This is a genomic window from Thiohalophilus sp., assembly GCF_034522235.1.
GTDB lineage: Bacteria > Pseudomonadota > Gammaproteobacteria > UBA6429 > Thiohalophilaceae > Thiohalophilus.
In genome coordinates this window covers 157,932-173,013 of record NZ_JAXHLN010000003.1, presented here as the reverse complement: position 1 = coordinate 173,013, position 15,082 = coordinate 157,932, and the positions used below count along the sequence as shown (strand labels likewise).

At 57.8% G+C, this 15,082-nt stretch carries 17 protein-coding genes; 8 read left to right on the top strand and 9 right to left on the bottom strand.

Annotation, left to right across the window (positions count from 1 at the left end; translation table 11 throughout):
* Positions 1–209: 209 nt before the first annotated feature.
* Complete coding sequence (locus U5J94_RS03685) at positions 210–494, top strand: BrnT family toxin (RefSeq protein WP_322564285.1); 285 nt, start codon at positions 210–212, stop codon at positions 492–494.
* On the top strand, positions 487–735 hold the full coding sequence (locus tag U5J94_RS03680) for a BrnA antitoxin family protein (protein WP_322564284.1): 249 nt from the start codon (positions 487–489) through the stop codon (positions 733–735). Before U5J94_RS03685 ends, U5J94_RS03680 begins: the two co-directional genes overlap by 8 nt.
* A gap of 397 nt (positions 736–1,132) precedes the next feature.
* Here the strand turns inward: U5J94_RS03680 and U5J94_RS03675 are convergent, their stop codons facing one another.
* The 7 genes from U5J94_RS03675 to U5J94_RS03645 form a co-directional block, all read right to left on the bottom strand.
* Positions 1,133–2,143 (bottom strand): NAD(P)H-dependent glycerol-3-phosphate dehydrogenase, encoded by a 1,011-nt coding sequence (locus tag U5J94_RS03675; protein WP_322564283.1) that lies wholly within the window; start codon positions 2,141–2,143, stop codon positions 1,133–1,135.
* Between the two features lie 6 nt (positions 2,144–2,149).
* Complete coding sequence (gene secB / locus U5J94_RS03670; RefSeq protein WP_322564282.1) at positions 2,150–2,632, bottom strand: protein-export chaperone SecB; 483 nt, start codon at positions 2,630–2,632, stop codon at positions 2,150–2,152.
* An 83-nt stretch (positions 2,633–2,715) separates the two neighbouring features.
* On the bottom strand, positions 2,716–3,150 hold the full coding sequence (trxC, locus tag U5J94_RS03665) for a thioredoxin TrxC (RefSeq protein WP_322564281.1): 435 nt from the start codon (positions 3,148–3,150) through the stop codon (positions 2,716–2,718).
* Between the two features lie 10 nt (positions 3,151–3,160).
* A complete protein-coding gene (gene grxC / locus U5J94_RS03660; RefSeq protein WP_322564280.1) occupies positions 3,161–3,424 on the bottom strand; it encodes a glutaredoxin 3 in 264 nt (87 codons plus the stop codon).
* A 21-nt stretch (positions 3,425–3,445) separates the two neighbouring features.
* Entirely contained in the window at positions 3,446–3,883 is a 438-nt protein-coding gene (locus tag U5J94_RS03655) for a rhodanese-like domain-containing protein (RefSeq protein WP_322564279.1), read from the bottom strand.
* A gap of 23 nt (positions 3,884–3,906) precedes the next feature.
* Positions 3,907–4,119 carry a DUF2892 domain-containing protein gene (locus U5J94_RS03650; RefSeq protein WP_322564278.1) on the bottom strand — a complete coding sequence of 71 codons (213 nt, stop codon included), beginning with the start codon at positions 4,117–4,119 and terminating at the stop codon, positions 3,907–3,909.
* A 119-nt stretch (positions 4,120–4,238) separates the two neighbouring features.
* Complete coding sequence (locus U5J94_RS03645) at positions 4,239–4,562, bottom strand: metalloregulator ArsR/SmtB family transcription factor (protein WP_322564277.1); 324 nt, start codon at positions 4,560–4,562, stop codon at positions 4,239–4,241.
* 248 nt (positions 4,563–4,810) lie between these two features.
* Here U5J94_RS03645 and gpmI point away from each other — a divergent pair, with 248 nt between their 5' ends.
* The 6 genes from gpmI (at position 4,811) to U5J94_RS03615 (ending at position 11,523) form a co-directional block, all read left to right on the top strand.
* Positions 4,811–6,382, top strand: coding sequence for a 2,3-bisphosphoglycerate-independent phosphoglycerate mutase (gene gpmI / locus U5J94_RS03640; RefSeq protein WP_322564276.1), 1,572 nt, complete (start codon positions 4,811–4,813; stop codon positions 6,380–6,382).
* A 31-nt stretch (positions 6,383–6,413) separates the two neighbouring features.
* The gene (locus U5J94_RS03635; protein ID WP_322564275.1) at positions 6,414–7,706 is read left to right on the top strand and encodes a murein hydrolase activator EnvC family protein; all 1,293 of its coding nucleotides are present in this window, start codon (positions 6,414–6,416) and stop codon (positions 7,704–7,706) included.
* Positions 7,707–7,818: 112 nt separating this feature from the next.
* Entirely contained in the window at positions 7,819–9,144 is a 1,326-nt protein-coding gene (locus U5J94_RS03630; protein WP_322564274.1) for a S41 family peptidase, read from the top strand.
* Between the two features lie 8 nt (positions 9,145–9,152).
* On the top strand, positions 9,153–9,989 hold the full coding sequence (locus U5J94_RS03625; RefSeq protein ID WP_322564273.1) for a divergent polysaccharide deacetylase family protein: 837 nt from the start codon (positions 9,153–9,155) through the stop codon (positions 9,987–9,989).
* The gene (locus U5J94_RS03620) at positions 9,935–10,492 is read left to right on the top strand and encodes a DJ-1 family glyoxalase III (protein WP_322564272.1); all 558 of its coding nucleotides are present in this window, start codon (positions 9,935–9,937) and stop codon (positions 10,490–10,492) included. The genes U5J94_RS03625 and U5J94_RS03620 overlap by 55 nt, the downstream gene beginning before the upstream one ends.
* A gap of 269 nt (positions 10,493–10,761) precedes the next feature.
* Positions 10,762–11,523, top strand: coding sequence for a hypothetical protein (locus tag U5J94_RS03615; RefSeq protein ID WP_322564271.1), 762 nt, complete (start codon positions 10,762–10,764; stop codon positions 11,521–11,523).
* A gap of 175 nt (positions 11,524–11,698) precedes the next feature.
* Here U5J94_RS03615 and U5J94_RS03610 read toward each other — a convergent pair whose 3' ends face one another.
* Together U5J94_RS03610 and ubiB are read right to left on the bottom strand one after the other, a co-directional pair.
* Complete coding sequence (locus tag U5J94_RS03610; RefSeq protein WP_322564270.1) at positions 11,699–13,120, bottom strand: GGDEF domain-containing protein; 1,422 nt, start codon at positions 13,118–13,120, stop codon at positions 11,699–11,701.
* Positions 13,121–13,294: 174 nt separating this feature from the next.
* On the bottom strand, positions 13,295–14,953 hold the full coding sequence (gene ubiB / locus U5J94_RS03605; protein ID WP_322564269.1) for a ubiquinone biosynthesis regulatory protein kinase UbiB: 1,659 nt from the start codon (positions 14,951–14,953) through the stop codon (positions 13,295–13,297).
* Between the last annotated feature and the right edge of the window lie 129 nt (positions 14,954–15,082).

Genomic DNA, 15,082 nt, shown 5'->3' with positions numbered 1-15,082 from the left:
GTCAGATCTTGCCTTTTGCCTTTAAGGAAGCAAAAGACAAGACCTGCCCCCATGGTGGTAGCCCTTTCGAACCCATGACATAACACGGCGCTCCAGCCGACGTCAGACCGCGATGCGGCCTTTCTCGGCTGGGCTTGCTCGCTATACCATTGAAAAATCGTCAAAAAATGGCACTTGAAAGGTGCACAATATGTGCATACACTTGATGTATGGACTACGAATGGGACCCACGGAAGGCGGTCGAAAATCTTGGCAAACACGGTGTTGATTTTGCCGATGCCGTTATCGCGCTTGAAGATGAAAATGCCTTAACTATTGAAGATCGCGATGCGCAGGAGCTGAGATTCAAAACCCTGGGAATGGGTCCTTACTTCAAAGTCTTATATGTTGTGCATACCGAGCGCGATGAAGACTGTCTCCGGATTATTTCTGCCCGGCCCGCAACGAAGCATGAAATCAAGCAATACTATCAAGGTCTCGATTACTATGGCTGAAGATTTTTCAAAAGGAAAACGCGGTCCTGTCATTAAGCCCGATCCAAACAAAGTGCGAATTACGATACGGCTGGATGCTGACATTATCGAACATTTTAAAAATCGTGTGCATGCGACAGGCGGTGGCAATTACCAAACACTGATCAATGATGCGCTGCGCGAGTATATTCGGGCGCACGACAAAGAACTTGAGAGTACCTTGCGTAAGATAATCCGCGAAGAATTAAAGCGGGCCGTTTAAGTGCAGCATGAGAGCAGCCAGGGGTCGAACCACCGTAACGTATTGAAAGCGCGAGATTTTATATTGAAGTAAACGTTGTTTTAAGCCTTAAATACTTCATTTTATGGATTAAAGCGTTGCTTTAAGGATGAGGCGATAATTCACGCCAAAACGACAATTTTTATCCCGTCATATCTGAAACGAAGTTTAGGCTCAGAGCAAAAGCCTGTTCTACAACAATACAAAATTATTTCTTTCTCTGCGTTCCTCTGCGCCTTTGTTGCGCGATGTACAGGGATGTACAAGTGTCGCGGGAGGCAGGATGACCTGAGTAACGCGAAGAAATACTGAATGAAACCCGAAGGGGTTCTACAGTGAGCAGAGAGCGACCCTCTGCGTTAATCTCTTGATCTTGTTTTTAATCCAGCTCCGGCCGGATGGCCCGCTCCATCAGGGCGTGCAGGGCTTCGGTGGGGGTGTGGCCTTCGTGAATGACGCGGTAGACCTGTTCGGTGATGGGCATGTCGATGTTATGGCGTTGCGCCAGGGCGAAGACTTCCTTGCAGGTGTTGATGCCTTCGACGACCTGGCCGATCTCCTTGACCACGTCGTCCCTGGAGCGGCCCTGGCCCAGGGCCATGCCGAGGCGGCGGTTGCGGGACTGGTTGTCGGTGCAGGTGAGCACCAGATCGCCCAGGCCGGTGAGGCCCATGAAGGTGTCGTGCCGGGCGCCGAGGGCAACGCCCAGGCGCATGATTTCGGCCACGCCGCGGGCGATGAGCGCGGCGCGGGCATTGGCGCCGAAGCCCAGACCGTCGGCGGTGCCGGCGGCGATGGCCAGCACGTTCTTGCAGGCCCCGCCGAGCTCGACACCAGTGATGTCCTCGCCGGTGTAGGCGCGGAAGTGATCGTTGTGCAGGGCGCGGGCCAGTTCCAGGGCGTAGTCGCTGTTACGCGAGGCGACGGTGACTGCACCCGGGAGTCGTTGGGCCACTTCACGGGCGAAGGTCGGCCCGGAGATGACGGCCATGGGGGCGTCGGTGCCCAGTTCTTCCTCGGCCTGTTGATGCAGCAGTTTCTGGCTGCCCGGTTCCAGCCCCTTGGTGGCCCAGCAGACTTTATGGTCGTCGCGCAGCAGTGGCTTGATGCGGGTCAGGGTCTCTCGAAAGGCATGGCTCGGGACCACCAGCAAAATGATATCTGCCCCGTCGACCGTGGTTTCGAGGTCGCCGCTGGCCCTCAGGTCTTTGGGAAAGCCCAGGCCGTGCAGGTAACGCTGATTGGCCCGATCGCGATTGAGGGTGTCGGCCTGCTCGGGACGGTGGGTCCAGAGCGTGACGCTGTGGCCGTTGTCGGCCAGCAGCATGGCCAGCGCCGTGCCCCAGGAGCCGGCACCCAGAACGGCAAAGCGTTGCGCGGGACGGGCCATGGTCAATTATTGACTGGCGCTGTCGGTTTCAGCCTGCTGCTGATCGGCCAGGTGCCTGGCGTACAGGGCCTCGAAGTTGACCGGCGCGAGTAACAGCTGCGGGAAGCCGCCGCGGGTGGCAATATCCGAGACCACTTCGCGGGCATAGGGGAACAGCATCTCGGGACAGAAGCTGCCCAGCATGCGACTCAGATCGTCGCGGTTAAACCCCTTGATGGTGAAGATGCCGCTTTGCTGGACTTCGATGAGGCAGGCGGTCTTCTCTTCATGCTTGACGGTGACAGTCAGGGCCAGCACCACCTCGTAGACCTCTTCGCCAATGGCTTTGCCGTTGGTGTTCAGTTCCAGGTTGATCTGGGGTTGAAGCTGCTCACTGAAGATCGCCGGCGAGTTGGGCGATTCGAACGAGATATCCTTGGTATAGATCTTCTGAACGGCGAACTGCTGTTGCGTCTCGCCGCCGTTTTGCTGGGTGTCGTTATCGGCCATGAAGTTGTCTTGTAGTCGTTGCAAAAGGGATGGGAAGAAACCCCGATGTTAGCAGATTGGCGCCGACCTGGGCAGGGCGGGGATCAGGTAAACTGCCGCGCCCACTGCAGCAGGTGCCCCTGATCCATGGCACCGGCCTGACGATCCAGCTCGCGGCCGTGCTTGAATACCGCCAGGGTGGGAATGCTGCGGATCTGGTACTGGGCCGCCAGTTGTTGCTGGGTCTCGGTGTTGATCTTGGCCAGGCGCATCTGCGGCTGCAATTGCGCGGCGGCCTGTTCGAACACCGGGGCCATCATCTTGCACGGTCCGCACCAGGGTGCCCAGAAGTCGACCAGCACCGGAATGTCGTTTTTGCTGATGTGCCGGGCAAAGTTGCCGGCGGTCAACTCAAGGGGACGGCCGTCGAACAGCGGCTTGCTGCATTTACCGCACTTGCCGCCGCTGCCGAGGCGTTCGGCCGGCAGCCGGTTGATGCTGTCGCAATGGGGGCAGACGATATGCAGGGAGTCGCTCATGAGACGGGCCTCAGGCGTTGTTCAGCCCCAGGCGGCTGTCCAGTTGGCCGGCGGCTTCCAGCGCGTAAAGTTCGTCGCAACCGCCGATAGACTGTTCGTCGATGAAGATCTGCGGGACCGTGTAGCCCTGGCTGCGTTCCATCATGATCTGGCGCTGCTCGCTGTCCGTATCCACCGGAATTTCGTGGTAGCCGACCTGCTTGCTGTCCAGCAGCCGCTTGGCGCGCACGCAGTAGGGGCAGAATCGGGTGGTGTAGATGGTCACCTCGGCCATGGCTATGTCTCCCTTTGCTTTTTATTTGGTTTGTTTCTTGTTCACCAGCGGCAGGTTGGCGCTCTTCCAGGCCAGAATGCCGCCGTTGAGGTTATAGACGTTTTCAAAGCCGGCCTTTTTCAGTGTGGAACAGGCCTGCCCCGAACGGTGGCCGGAGCGGCAGGCGGCGATGATCGGTTTGTTTTTGTGTTTTTCCAGGGTCGATAGCTTGTCGTTGAGCTGGCTGAGGGGCACATGCACGGCATTGATAATGTGACCCTCCTGGTATTCCGATTCCTCGCGAACATCCAGCACGACGGCATCGTCCCGGTTGATCATCTTGACGGCTTCGCTCGGCGAGGTGGTGGCAAAGTTTTGCAGCAGGCTGCCAAAATAGCTGTGTCCCAGCAGTGCCAGAACGACGACCAGGGCGCCGACTAGAATCCAGTTATTGCTGATGAAAGTAGCGAGTTGATCCACGAGGTCTCCTTGTGAGAGGTACTTCAGTTACTGCAGCTTTTGATGCCGAAGCGTTTTAACAGTTTTTCCGGCGGACAGAAATTGGTAAAGCCGCTTTGCAGCAGATTGAGGCTGACAAACAGCGCGAGCCACAACCAGTGAACGCTGTGATAGATCGGGCTGGCCTCGACACCCAGGGCCAGAGAGAGCAGCAGTAAAAAGCCGGCCAGGGAACGGATAATTCGTTCGCTCGTCATTGTCGGTGGTGCCTCACGTGTAAGTCAGAATGTTGTTACAGATAGGGCCGGGACGGCGGATTTCAAGCAAATCGCCGTCCCGGCATGTCAGCCGGTGTAAAATCCGCTGCGCAGCCGGATTAGCCGGCGTTGCAGAACACTTCGCGCATCATTTCGATCAGGCGCAGGGTCCGCGCATCCCCCACGCGGTAATAGACGCGGTTGGCGTCCTTGCGCGAGTCGAGAATGCCTTTGTCGCGCAGTATCGCCAGATGCTGCGAGATGTTGCTTTGCGAGGTGCCGACCTGTTCGACGATATCCTGGACACTGGTTTCCTGGTCGCCCAGGGTGCACAGAATCTTGAGCCGTAGCGGATGCGACATCGCCTTCAGCGAGCGGGAGGCGCGGTTGATATCCTCGTCGCGGGTCATGAGCCCGGGCAGTTCCATCGTGTTCGTATTCATGTGACCTTCCCAATGCTATACCTGTGTGATGTCAGGTCTTTAAAATTGCCATATGACACTATGGTGCCTTTTATTAATAAAACATTATACAATAATCTACCGTTTGAGAAGGCATTTCGCAGACGCAGTGCGGATTTCTGGCCCCCCGGCAGACCGTTTCCGGTAGAATGCTGGCGCCCCTGCGGGTAATCCGTTAGACTCCGTCTAAATGTAAAACTTGTTACAAATCGAGCGCTTACCTCTACTTTATGTCACAGAATCCGAAACCGATGCTGCTGGTCATCCTGGATGGCTGGGGCTACTCCGAAATCACCGAGGGCAATGCCATCGAGCATGCCGACAAACCGGTCTGGGACCGGCTGTGGGGTGAGTGCCCGCATACCCTGATCCGCGGCTCCGGCGCCGAGGTCGGCCTGCCCGCCGATCAGATGGGTAACTCCGAAGTGGGACACCTCAATCTTGGCGCCGGGCGCGTGGTCTATCAGGAATACACCCGGGTCAGCCGCTCGATCAAAACCGGCTCGTTTTTCGCCAACCAGACCCTGGTGGATGCCGCCCAGCTGGCGGTGGACACCGACAAGGCCGTGCACATTCTCGGCCTGCTTTCTCCCGGCGGGGTGCACAGCCACGAAGAGCACATCCATGCTATGGTCGAGCTGGCTGTCAAACAGGGCGCCAAAAAGGTCTATGTGCACGCCTTTCTGGACGGGCGCGATACCGCGCCCAAAAGCGCCATCGCCTCGATTGAGAAAATGGAGGCCCGGTTCGCCGAAATCGGCGGGGGCCGCTTCGCCTCAATCATCGGCCGTTACTTTGCCATGGATCGGGACCACCGCTGGCCGCGGATCCAGAGCGCCTACGATCTGATTACCCTGGGCAAGGGCGAGTTCAGCGCCGAGACGGCCCTGCAAGGACTGGAGATGGCCTACGAACGGGACGAGAGCGACGAGTTCGTCAAGGCCACGGCCGTCGTTCCCGCCGGCACCGAGCCGGTGAAAGTGGAAGACGGTGATGTGGTCGTGTTCATGAACTACCGTTCCGATCGTGCCCGTCAGATCACCCGGCCCTTTATCGAGCCCGATTTCGACGCGTTCGAGCGCGCGGCGATGCCGAAGCTGGGCCGCTTTGTCAGCCTCACCGAATACAACTCGGAATACGATATTCCGGTGGCCTATCCCCCCGATCGGCTGAAAAACGTGTTCGGCGAATACATCTCCGGCCTGGGCATGCATCAGTTGCGGATTGCCGAGACCGAAAAATATGCCCACGTCACCTTCTTTTTTAATGGCGGGCGAGAGGAGCCGTTCGAGTTCGAGGATCGGGTGCTGATCAACTCCCCCAACGTGGCGACCTACGATCTGCAGCCCGAGATGAGCGCGCCCGAGCTGACCGACAAACTGGTCGATGCGATCGAGGGCCAGGAATACGATGTGATCATCTGTAACTATGCCAACCCCGATATGGTCGGTCACAGTGGCGACTTCGATGCCACGGTCAAGGCTATCGAGGCCATCGATCAATGCCTCGCCCGGGTCGTCGACTCGATCCGCAAGGCGGGCGGCGAGCTGTTGATCACCGCCGATCACGGCAATGCCGAAATGATGCAAAACACGGAAACCAATCAGGCCCACACCGCCCATACCACCAACCTGGTGCCGCTGATTTATGTCGGGCGCGATTTCAAACTGGAAGCCAATGGGGCACTGTCCGACATCGCGCCGACCATGCTGGAACTGATGGGCATTCCCCTGCCCGCGGAAATGAACGGTCGTTCGCTTATCGCCAAACCGGAAGAGGCGGTCCAGCAGGACGCCGTCTGAACAGGTGTAATAAACACCGGATCGCTTTGCTTTGATTGTAATCCGGTGCGGCATCCGCGAAAGAGCCGCCGGCGATACGATCGATCACCTCCATCGCGCGGCAGATCGGGATAGCCTGGCTGGCGGCAACAGGGTTACTATTTTGAGCATGTTCACCGCGCTCCCTCGCTGGATACTGATCCTGATACTGGCCGTCCTGCCGGGCGGTGTGGTTTATGCCGATCTGACCGCCGCGCAGCAGGCGGAAAAGTCCCGTCAGCTTGAAAACCTGCGCCAGCGCATCGACCAGCTCAAGCAGGCGCTGGCCGCGCAGCGGGATCGGTACAGCGAGGAAGTTCAGCAACTGCAGACGATCGAAACCCGAATCGGCCAGCGCGTCAAATCGCTTCGCGAGATCAAGAATCAGCTGCAGACGCAAAACCGCAAACTGGACAACCTGCATGACGAACAGCGCCAGTTGCAAAACGAACTGGACAGTCAACGTGATCTGCTCGGTCAGCAGATCAAGGCCGCGTATGTCATTGGCCGCCAGGAATTTCTTAAACTGTTGCTCAACCAGGAAGATCCGGCCGCGGTCGGGCGGGTTTCCACCTATTACGATTATTTCAATCGCGCCCGCAGTGAGCAGATCAAGGCGGCCCTCAAGATCGTCGCCAGACTGGACAGCGTCGAACAGCAAATCGCCCGACGCAAGAGCGAGTTACAATCATTGCACGATCGTGAAGTGACGCAAAAACAGCAACTGGAACAACACTTTCGTCAACGCTCCCGGGCGCTGGCAAAACTGAAGCGCGAGATCGGCTCCAGGGATGAACAGCTGAGCCAGATGCAGGAAGACGAAAAGCAGTTGCAGAAGCTGTTGCGGGGGCTGAATCGGGAATTGGGTGATTTGCTGACGGGCAGGGATTCGCGCCTGAGTTTTGCCGAGCGGCGCGGCAAACTGACCTGGCCGGCGCGCGGCGAGGTGCAAAAACGCTTTGGTCAGTCGCGCAACGCCGGCAAGCTGCGCTGGAATGGCGTGCTCATCGGCAACAGTGAAGGCAACACCGTCTATGCCGTTGCCCCCGGCCGGATCGCCTATGCTGACTGGTTGCGCGGCTACGGGCTGTTGATCATCATCGATCACGGCGACGGTTATATGAGCCTGTACGGCCATAATCAGGGGCTGTTAAAAGAGGTGGGCGACTGGGTCCGGGCCGATGAGGCGATCGCCGAGGTCGGCAGCAGCGGCGGCCGGGATGAAGCCGGACTCTATTTTGAAATCCGTCACAATGGCACGCCGACCAATCCGGCCACCTGGTGCGGGCGCACCCGGCGCGGCTGAAGAATTGGCCGACAGGCCCGACAAATGTGTTAAAGTTAATACCTGAAAATTATCAGTGATGTAGCGTCACAAGTTCATGCCGGGGTTGCACTTGGCGCCAGGAGTTATAGCGATGAATTCCTTTACCCGAAATACCATTATCCTGCTACTCGGCCTCACCCTGGGTGTGACCCTGACCATGGCCGGCAGCGTGGTTGCCGAGCGTCAATCGACCTCCGCGCAGCTGCCCCTGGAGACCGTGCAGGCCTTGAGCGAGGTGTTCCAGCGCGTCAAGGAAAACTACGTCGAGGAAGTGGACGACAAAACCCTGCTGGAGAATGCCATTCGCGGCATGTTGACCGGCCTGGATCCCCATTCCACTTACCTGGATGAAAAAGCCACGACAGAATTGCGTATCGGCACCTCCGGCGAGTTCGGCGGCCTGGGTATTGTGGTGGGCATGGAAGACGGTTTCGTCAAGGTGGTCTCGCCAATCGACGACACCCCCGCCGCGAAAGCAGGCATCAGCAGTGGCGATCTCATCATTCGGCTCGACGACAAGTCGGTCAAGGGTATGAGTCTGGACGATGCGGTCAAGCTCATGCGCGGCAAGCCGGGGACCAGGATTGTACTGACCGTCATCCGCGAGGGGGAAGACAAGCCGCTGACCTTTGAATTGACGCGGGACAAAATTCGCGTGGAAAGCGTCAAGGCGCGTACGCTGGAGAAGGGTTTTGGCTATGTGCGGATCTCCAATTTTCAGACCCGTACCGGTTCGGATCTGCGCAAGGAGATCTCACAGCTGAAAAAAGACAACGACGGCAAGCTCAAGGGGCTGGTACTGGATCTGCGCAACAATCCCGGTGGCTTGCTGGATGCGGCCATTTCCGTCTCTGACGCCTTTATCAAGAAAGGCGATATCGTCTCAATAAAGGGGCGCACCGACGACAACAAGAAAACCGCCCAAGCCACACCGCAGGATATTCTTAACGGCGCGCCGATTGTGGTGCTGATCAACGGCGGTTCCGCCTCTGCCTCGGAAATTGTTGCCGGCGCACTCCAGGATCATCGCCGCGCGATCATCATGGGCGGCGAGAGTTTCGGCAAGGGTTCGGTGCAGTCGGTGATCGATCTGCAGAACAAGACCGCCATCAAGTTGACCACGGCGTTGTATTACACGCCGGATATGCGCTCGATTCAGGCCGAAGGCATCCAGCCGGATATCAAGCTGAGCGATGTGACCGTGGCGGCCAGGACCGATGAGGGTCTCAAACCCCTGCGTGAGGCGGACCTCGGTGGCCATCTGATGAACGGCAATGACAATGATGCCGAATCCGAGAGCGATGAGTCGACCGATGCCGAGAAGGAAGGGAATGACACTCTGGTCAGCAACGACTACCCGGTGTTCGAGGCGCTTAATCTGCTCAAGGGTATGGAGCTGATGGGTAACCGGAAGTAGGGCCGGGTATGTCCGGGTGCAAAAGCCTGCTGCTGCCGCTGTTGCTGGTTGTGGCAGGCGCGGCGTTTGCCGGCGACGCGCCCGTGCCGCAAACCGCCGCCAAACTGCAGCCGATTATCAGCATCATTATCGATGATCTGGGCAACCAGCAGCGCCATGGTCTGCGGGCTATCAGCTTGCCGGGTCAGCTGACCTACGCGATTCTTCCCCATCGTCCCTTTACCCGTCTGCTGGCCAACCAGGCGCACAGGCAGGACAAGGAAATTATGATCCACATGCCCATGGAGGCCGAGAGCGGCAAGGCGCTCGGTCCGGGCGCGCTGTTACACGATATGGAGGAGCGGCACTTCAAGACGGCAGTGCGGCATAATTTCAATGCGGTCCCGCACGCGGTCGGCTTCAACAATCACATGGGCAGTCGTCTGACGGCCAGTGCCAGTCGCATGCGCTGGTTGATGCAGGCCGCCATGTTTCGCGATGATCTCTACTTTATCGACAGCCGAACCACCCGTCACAGTGTGGCGCTGGAGCAGGCCGGTCAACGCAAAATCCGCAGCACCTCGCGGGATATTTTTCTCGATTATCGGGACGATGCACAGGTGGTGGCGGAGCAATTGACTAAACTGATAGAGCAGGCCCGGCGTAACGGCACGGCCCTGGCCATCGGTCATCCCTATCCCGCCACGTTAAGTGTGCTGGAGCAATGGCTGCCCGATCTGGCACAGCAGGGCGTGCGCCTGGTGCCGGTATCAAAACTGATTGAAATACGTCAACAACGGAGGGAGTCATCATGGCCAATGTACTCATCCCGCTCGCCCAGGGCTGTGAAGAGCTCGAAGCCGTAACCGTCATCGATCTGTTGCGTCGTGCCGGGGTCGAGGTGACCACCGTGGGCCTCGACGAACAGCCGGTACACGCCAGTCGCGGTACCGTCCTCATGCCGGATACCACCCTGGAGGCGGTGCTGGACAAGGATTTTGATATGATCGTACTGCCCGGCGGATTACCCGGTGCCGATCACCTCAACAATGACCCGCGCATTCACACTCTGTTATTGCAGATGACCGATGCCGGCAAATACACCGCGGCCATCTGCGCCGCGCCCAAGGTACTGGCCAGTGCCGGATTATTAAATGGCAAGCATGCCACCAGCTTCCCCGGGGCGCTGGACAATATTCAAACCGATAACATGCAATATGAGCAAACCGCCGTCGTGGTCGATGGTAAAGTGATTACCTCGCGCGGTCCCGGCACGGCAATGGATTTTGCCCTGACGCTGATCGAGCATCTGCTGGGCAGGGCCAAACGCGACGAGGTCGAAGCCGCCTTGCAGCGCCCGGCGGCCTGAAGCGGTAGACCGATTATCGTGGCCCTGCCCGGGGTTACGTCTGGATGGCGGGATTGGCCTGGCGGATATCCGCGGAGAGTGCGATCGCCCGATCGCAAAACAGACCCCGATCAGGCGCTGCCCGAAAACAGTACGCCTGCGACGTTTAAAAGCGCATAGCAACATTCATATCATGGATTCTGTAGCTGCATCCCATAAACCGGTATAATTGGCGAATTACGGTTTTTTTCATGATTTAAAGCAACTTAAAGTTACAAGGAGATCCCCCAATGGCCAAACCGGACGTTCGCACGGACGAGAAGAAGCAGCATTTTGATGATATTTACGTGGCCGAGAACCCGGTGCCGTTCAAGGAGCGGATCCTCGATGCGCTGGAATACGTTTCCGACAACTTCAATCGCCAGACCTTCGATCGACTGATATTGCCCTGGGCCCAGCAACAGGCCGCTGGCGACAAACCAATCCAGTTCGTGGATCTGGCCGGCTGTTTCGGCAACACCACTATGGCGACCCTCTACGGCATGGATTATGAGGCGATTCGCAACAACTGGTGCGATGCCGACGCCGCGCAACAGGTCGATGGCCAGCGCCGTTTTGCCGCCACCACCACCGGTATCGATATCTCCGCCAATGCCCTGGCCTACGGGCATTCCGCCGGCATTTATGACCAGACTATCGAGGCGGATCTGAATGCCGCCCCGGCCGAAGTTCAGTCGCAGGTGGAAACGGCGATGACAAACGCCGATATCGTGATCTCCACGGCCTCCCTTGTCTATCTGGAGCCCGAGGCGATTGCCAAACTGCTGGGTGCCTTTGCCGGCGGTTCGGGCGAGGGCTATATGCTGGTCAACTTTCTCAATCCTTTCGCGCTGGAAAAAGCCGACGCAACCAAGCGCATGCTGCTGGAGCACCTGGAGTTCGTCGGCAGCATGGCCTCCAGGCATCGCCGCCTGTCACCGCTGGAGCAGGAAAACTATCCCGGTGAAGAATGGGCGCTGCTGGAGATCTGGGTACTGCGTCGCAAGGGCTGATTAAACAACCCAACGGGGCAGGTCTTGCCTTTTGCCTTTCAGGAGGCAAAAGGCAAGACCTGGCCCTGATATGAGGCCCTGACTTCCGTGGGCCCTAAATTTCGTGAGACCTGATCCTTTCGACAAACCTGCTTCAGTTACAGCTGGATCCTGCCACGTTTGGTGGTTTGCCATATCAATTATCAGCAAGAAAGATACGGTTACGTCCACGATGCTTCGCCGTGTACATAGCTTTGTCAGCCCGGGCAATGAAGCCATCGGCGGTCTCGTCCGATTCTAGCGTTGCGAGCCCGGCGGAAAATGTCTGCCCGCGGGGCACGAGATTACGCAGGCGCTCCAATACGATCTGCGCTTGTTCGCTATTAGTATCTGGGAAAAGGATGAGGAACTCCTCGCCACCGATGCGGGCCACGACATCCGTCGAACGTAGCACCCCGCGCCAAACAGTTACGAGTTGTTTCAACAGGCTATCACCGACCTGATGTCCGTAGGTGTCGTTGAACTCCTTGAAGTGATCCAGATCGATGAAGGCGAGGCTCAGGTCCGTATGGCTGCGGACGGCACGAGATATCTCGCGTTTTAACTCATAATCCAATTGCCGGCGATTGACGGCACCGGTGAGGGGATCGATCTGCGATAGCCCTTCAAGCACTTCGGCCTGCCGGTGGGTCTCGCGTAGCAACCCGGCCATGCGGTGCATCACCAGAAGAAACAGCAGAATCGAAGCGAACGCGGCGATGCGGACAATTTCGAACTGTGTCCCGGAGGTGATCAGGATCACCATCGGCACGAGTACCGAGGCGGCGCCAAGGAGCAGAAGGCGCCGGCCGGATAACTCGGCGCGCGAGGCATGCGAGTCTGGTTCGACGGTAGCTGAGGGATGCCAGGCCGCCGCGATGAACAACGCGTAGGCGATCAGCCATAAGCCATCCGTTAAACCGCCAGGTGTGTACCAGCCAACGGAATTGCCGTGAGCATACAGGAGATCGGCGGTAAAGTAGGCAAACCAGCCGATAAGCAGCAGTCGATGGGCGGTTAGCCGTGTACGATGGAGAAATACCAGGCGCAGGATCAGCGGCAACAGGATCAGATCGGCGACGGGATAAGCCGCAGAAATGAACAGCTGGAGAAAAGTGAGATCAGGGTCATACATATACGGCGCGATCAGCAATGCCCAGCTGAGCACGGCTGCTGATATACCGATAATCAGCGCGTCGCTCAGTGCGCCATCGTCGCGAATGTCCTGGCTTCCGAGTAACCATAGCGATGTTGCAAACAGCGGGTAGGCCGCCAGATAAAAAACGTCAGCCAGTGATGGAAAGGGTTCAAGGCCATAAAGATCGAGCCAGTACCAGATTGCATGCCCCATTGCACACAGTGCAAGCCCGCACGCCAGTAACAGCCAGGCAAGTGGGTAAAACAGCGCGCGGCTCCGCACGGCGAATGCAACAGCGACGGCGGAAAATACACTGGCCGCGACATAGACGCTACTGGCAAATGTTCCGTAGGGTAATGCGACATACACGGCAAAAAACAGCAGCGCTATACCCAGCAGAATCTGCCAGGTATGCTCGATGCTCAGTGCTGATCGGTCCACGGGTTCGATATTCCTTCGCATCTCACACCCTGCAAAACTCCGGTTGTCGGAACAAACTACACGCTCTTTTATTCGTGTATCTCATTGTCGTTGTTGCGATTCGGGGATTACAAGGATATAACTTGAACATCGTTGCCCTGGTTTCAGAGTATGGAAAGCGGAAAAGCCGGGCAACTAATCATCCCGATAATCGGGCCAGGCCGCGAGCAGGATAGCCAGCCCGGCGCCGCCGAGTAACCAGGAGAAGACGGGTAAATTGCCGAGCATGGTTTTGGCATAACCGTCAAGAGCGGCGAGTATGGTGGCGGAGAGGATCAGGCTGGCGCCGACAATTGCGCTCCAGGTGCGGCGGTTGGCGCGACGCATTTCCCGGCGCAGCTGGCGCATCTGCCTGTCCTGTAATTCCACATTCAGGTTACCATCTTTGGCCTGTTGCAGCACATCGTAGACCATGTTGGGCAGTTGCGGCAGGCGTTCGGCCCACATGGGAAAGTTGATGCGCAGGTGTTTGATAAAGGCTTTGGGACCGATCTGCTCGCGTATCCAGCGCTCCAGAAACGGCTTGGCGGTTTGCCACAGATCCAGTTCAGGATAGAGCTGACGGCCGAGACCTTCGATATTCAACAGGGTTTTTTGCAGCAGCACCAGTTGCGGCTGCACTTCCATGTTGAAGCGGCGTGCAGTCTGAAACAGGCGCAACAGCAGATGACCGAAGGAGATCTGGCTCAGGGGTTTGTTGAAGATCGGCTCGCACACGGTACGGATGGCCGACTCGAATTCATCGATACGGGTATCCCGATCGATCCAGCCCGAGTCGATGTGCAGCTGGGCGACGCGGCGGTAATCGCGGTTGAAGAAGGCGTGAAAATTTTCTGCCAGATAGCGCTGATCGCTGGGGTTGAGCGATCCCATGATGCCAAAGTCCACCGCCAGGTACTGGCCGTCGTTGGCGACGAAGATGTTGCCCGGGTGCATGTCGGCGTGAAAGAAGCTGTCGCGAAACACCTGGGTGAAAAATATTTCCACGCCATGCTCGGCCAGAGCCTTGAGGTTGATATTGGCCTGGCGCAGCCGGTCGATATTGCCGATGGGAATGCCGTCGATGCGCTCCATGACCATCACGTTGCGCCGGCAATAGTCCCAGTACACATCCGGCACATATAACAATGGCGAGTCGATGAAGTTACGCCGCAGTTGCGAGGCATTGGCGGCCTCGCGGGTCAGGTCCAGCTCATCGAGAATGGTTTTTTCGAATTCGCTGACCACGTCGACGGCGTGCAACTGACGGCCGACGGACCAGTAGCGCTCGAAGGCGTTGGCAAACAGGTACATCAGGCCGATATCACGTTTGATGACCGGAAGAATATGGGGGCGCAGCACCTTGACCACCACTTCCTGTCCGTCGTACAAGGTGGCGCCGTGGACCTGGGCGATGGAGGCGGAGGCAAACGGCGTGGGCTCGAAGCGGGCAAAGATTGCATCGATCGATTCGCCCAGCTCACGCTCGATAATCGTGCGCGCCAGTTGATCGGAAAACGGTGGCACCTGATCCTGCAGTCGAGCCAGTTCATCGGCGATGTCGTCGGGCAGCAGATCGCGGCGGGTGGAGAGAATCTGCCCGAACTTGATGAAGATGGGGCCCAGATCCTCGAGCGCCAGGCGAATGCGTTCGCCGCGCGGCTGTTTGCGTGACCACCACAGCCAGGGCATGAAAATCTTGAGAACCCGAAACGGCCGAAACAACGGCGTATTCAGTACCAGCCCGTCCAGCCCGTGACGCATCAGCACAAAGCTGATGTAAAACAGGCGAAAGAACTGGCTAATGGGTTTCATGCGCAGACCGAACCGAAATCAAATCAACCCGCATTGTACGGGGAGAGCCAGACCGACACCAGTCGCCGATGCGTCACCTCCAATGCTCTTCGGACAGGAACGAGACACTAGGCAGGGTGGGCGTTCTTC

What these genes read in the sequence shown, in the direction of transcription:
- U5J94_RS03620 (WP_322564272.1), top strand. Translation starts at nt 9,935, where the DNA reads ATGGCCAATGTACTCATCCCGCTCGCCCAGGGCTGTGAAGAGCTCGAA.
- U5J94_RS03650 (WP_322564278.1), bottom strand. Translation starts at nt 4,119, where the DNA reads ATGACGAGCGAACGAATTATCCGTTCCCTGGCCGGCTTTTTACTGCTG.
- U5J94_RS03645 (WP_322564277.1), bottom strand. Translation starts at nt 4,562, where the DNA reads ATGAATACGAACACGATGGAACTGCCCGGGCTCATGACCCGCGACGAG.
- U5J94_RS03630 (WP_322564274.1), top strand. Translation starts at nt 7,819, where the DNA reads ATGAATTCCTTTACCCGAAATACCATTATCCTGCTACTCGGCCTCACC.
- U5J94_RS03675 (WP_322564283.1), bottom strand. Translation starts at nt 2,143, where the DNA reads ATGGCCCGTCCCGCGCAACGCTTTGCCGTTCTGGGTGCCGGCTCCTGG.
- secB (WP_322564282.1), bottom strand. Translation starts at nt 2,632, where the DNA reads ATGGCCGATAACGACACCCAGCAAAACGGCGGCGAGACGCAACAGCAG.
- U5J94_RS03615 (WP_322564271.1), top strand. Translation starts at nt 10,762, where the DNA reads ATGGCCAAACCGGACGTTCGCACGGACGAGAAGAAGCAGCATTTTGAT.
- ubiB (WP_322564269.1), bottom strand. Translation starts at nt 14,953, where the DNA reads ATGAAACCCATTAGCCAGTTCTTTCGCCTGTTTTACATCAGCTTTGTG.
- U5J94_RS03625 (WP_322564273.1), top strand. Translation starts at nt 9,153, where the DNA reads ATGTCCGGGTGCAAAAGCCTGCTGCTGCCGCTGTTGCTGGTTGTGGCA.
- trxC (WP_322564281.1), bottom strand. Translation starts at nt 3,150, where the DNA reads ATGAGCGACTCCCTGCATATCGTCTGCCCCCATTGCGACAGCATCAAC.
- gpmI (WP_322564276.1), top strand. Translation starts at nt 4,811, where the DNA reads ATGTCACAGAATCCGAAACCGATGCTGCTGGTCATCCTGGATGGCTGG.
- U5J94_RS03680 (WP_322564284.1), top strand. Translation starts at nt 487, where the DNA reads ATGGCTGAAGATTTTTCAAAAGGAAAACGCGGTCCTGTCATTAAGCCC.
- U5J94_RS03685 (WP_322564285.1), top strand. Translation starts at nt 210, where the DNA reads ATGGACTACGAATGGGACCCACGGAAGGCGGTCGAAAATCTTGGCAAA.
- grxC (WP_322564280.1), bottom strand. Translation starts at nt 3,424, where the DNA reads ATGGCCGAGGTGACCATCTACACCACCCGATTCTGCCCCTACTGCGTG.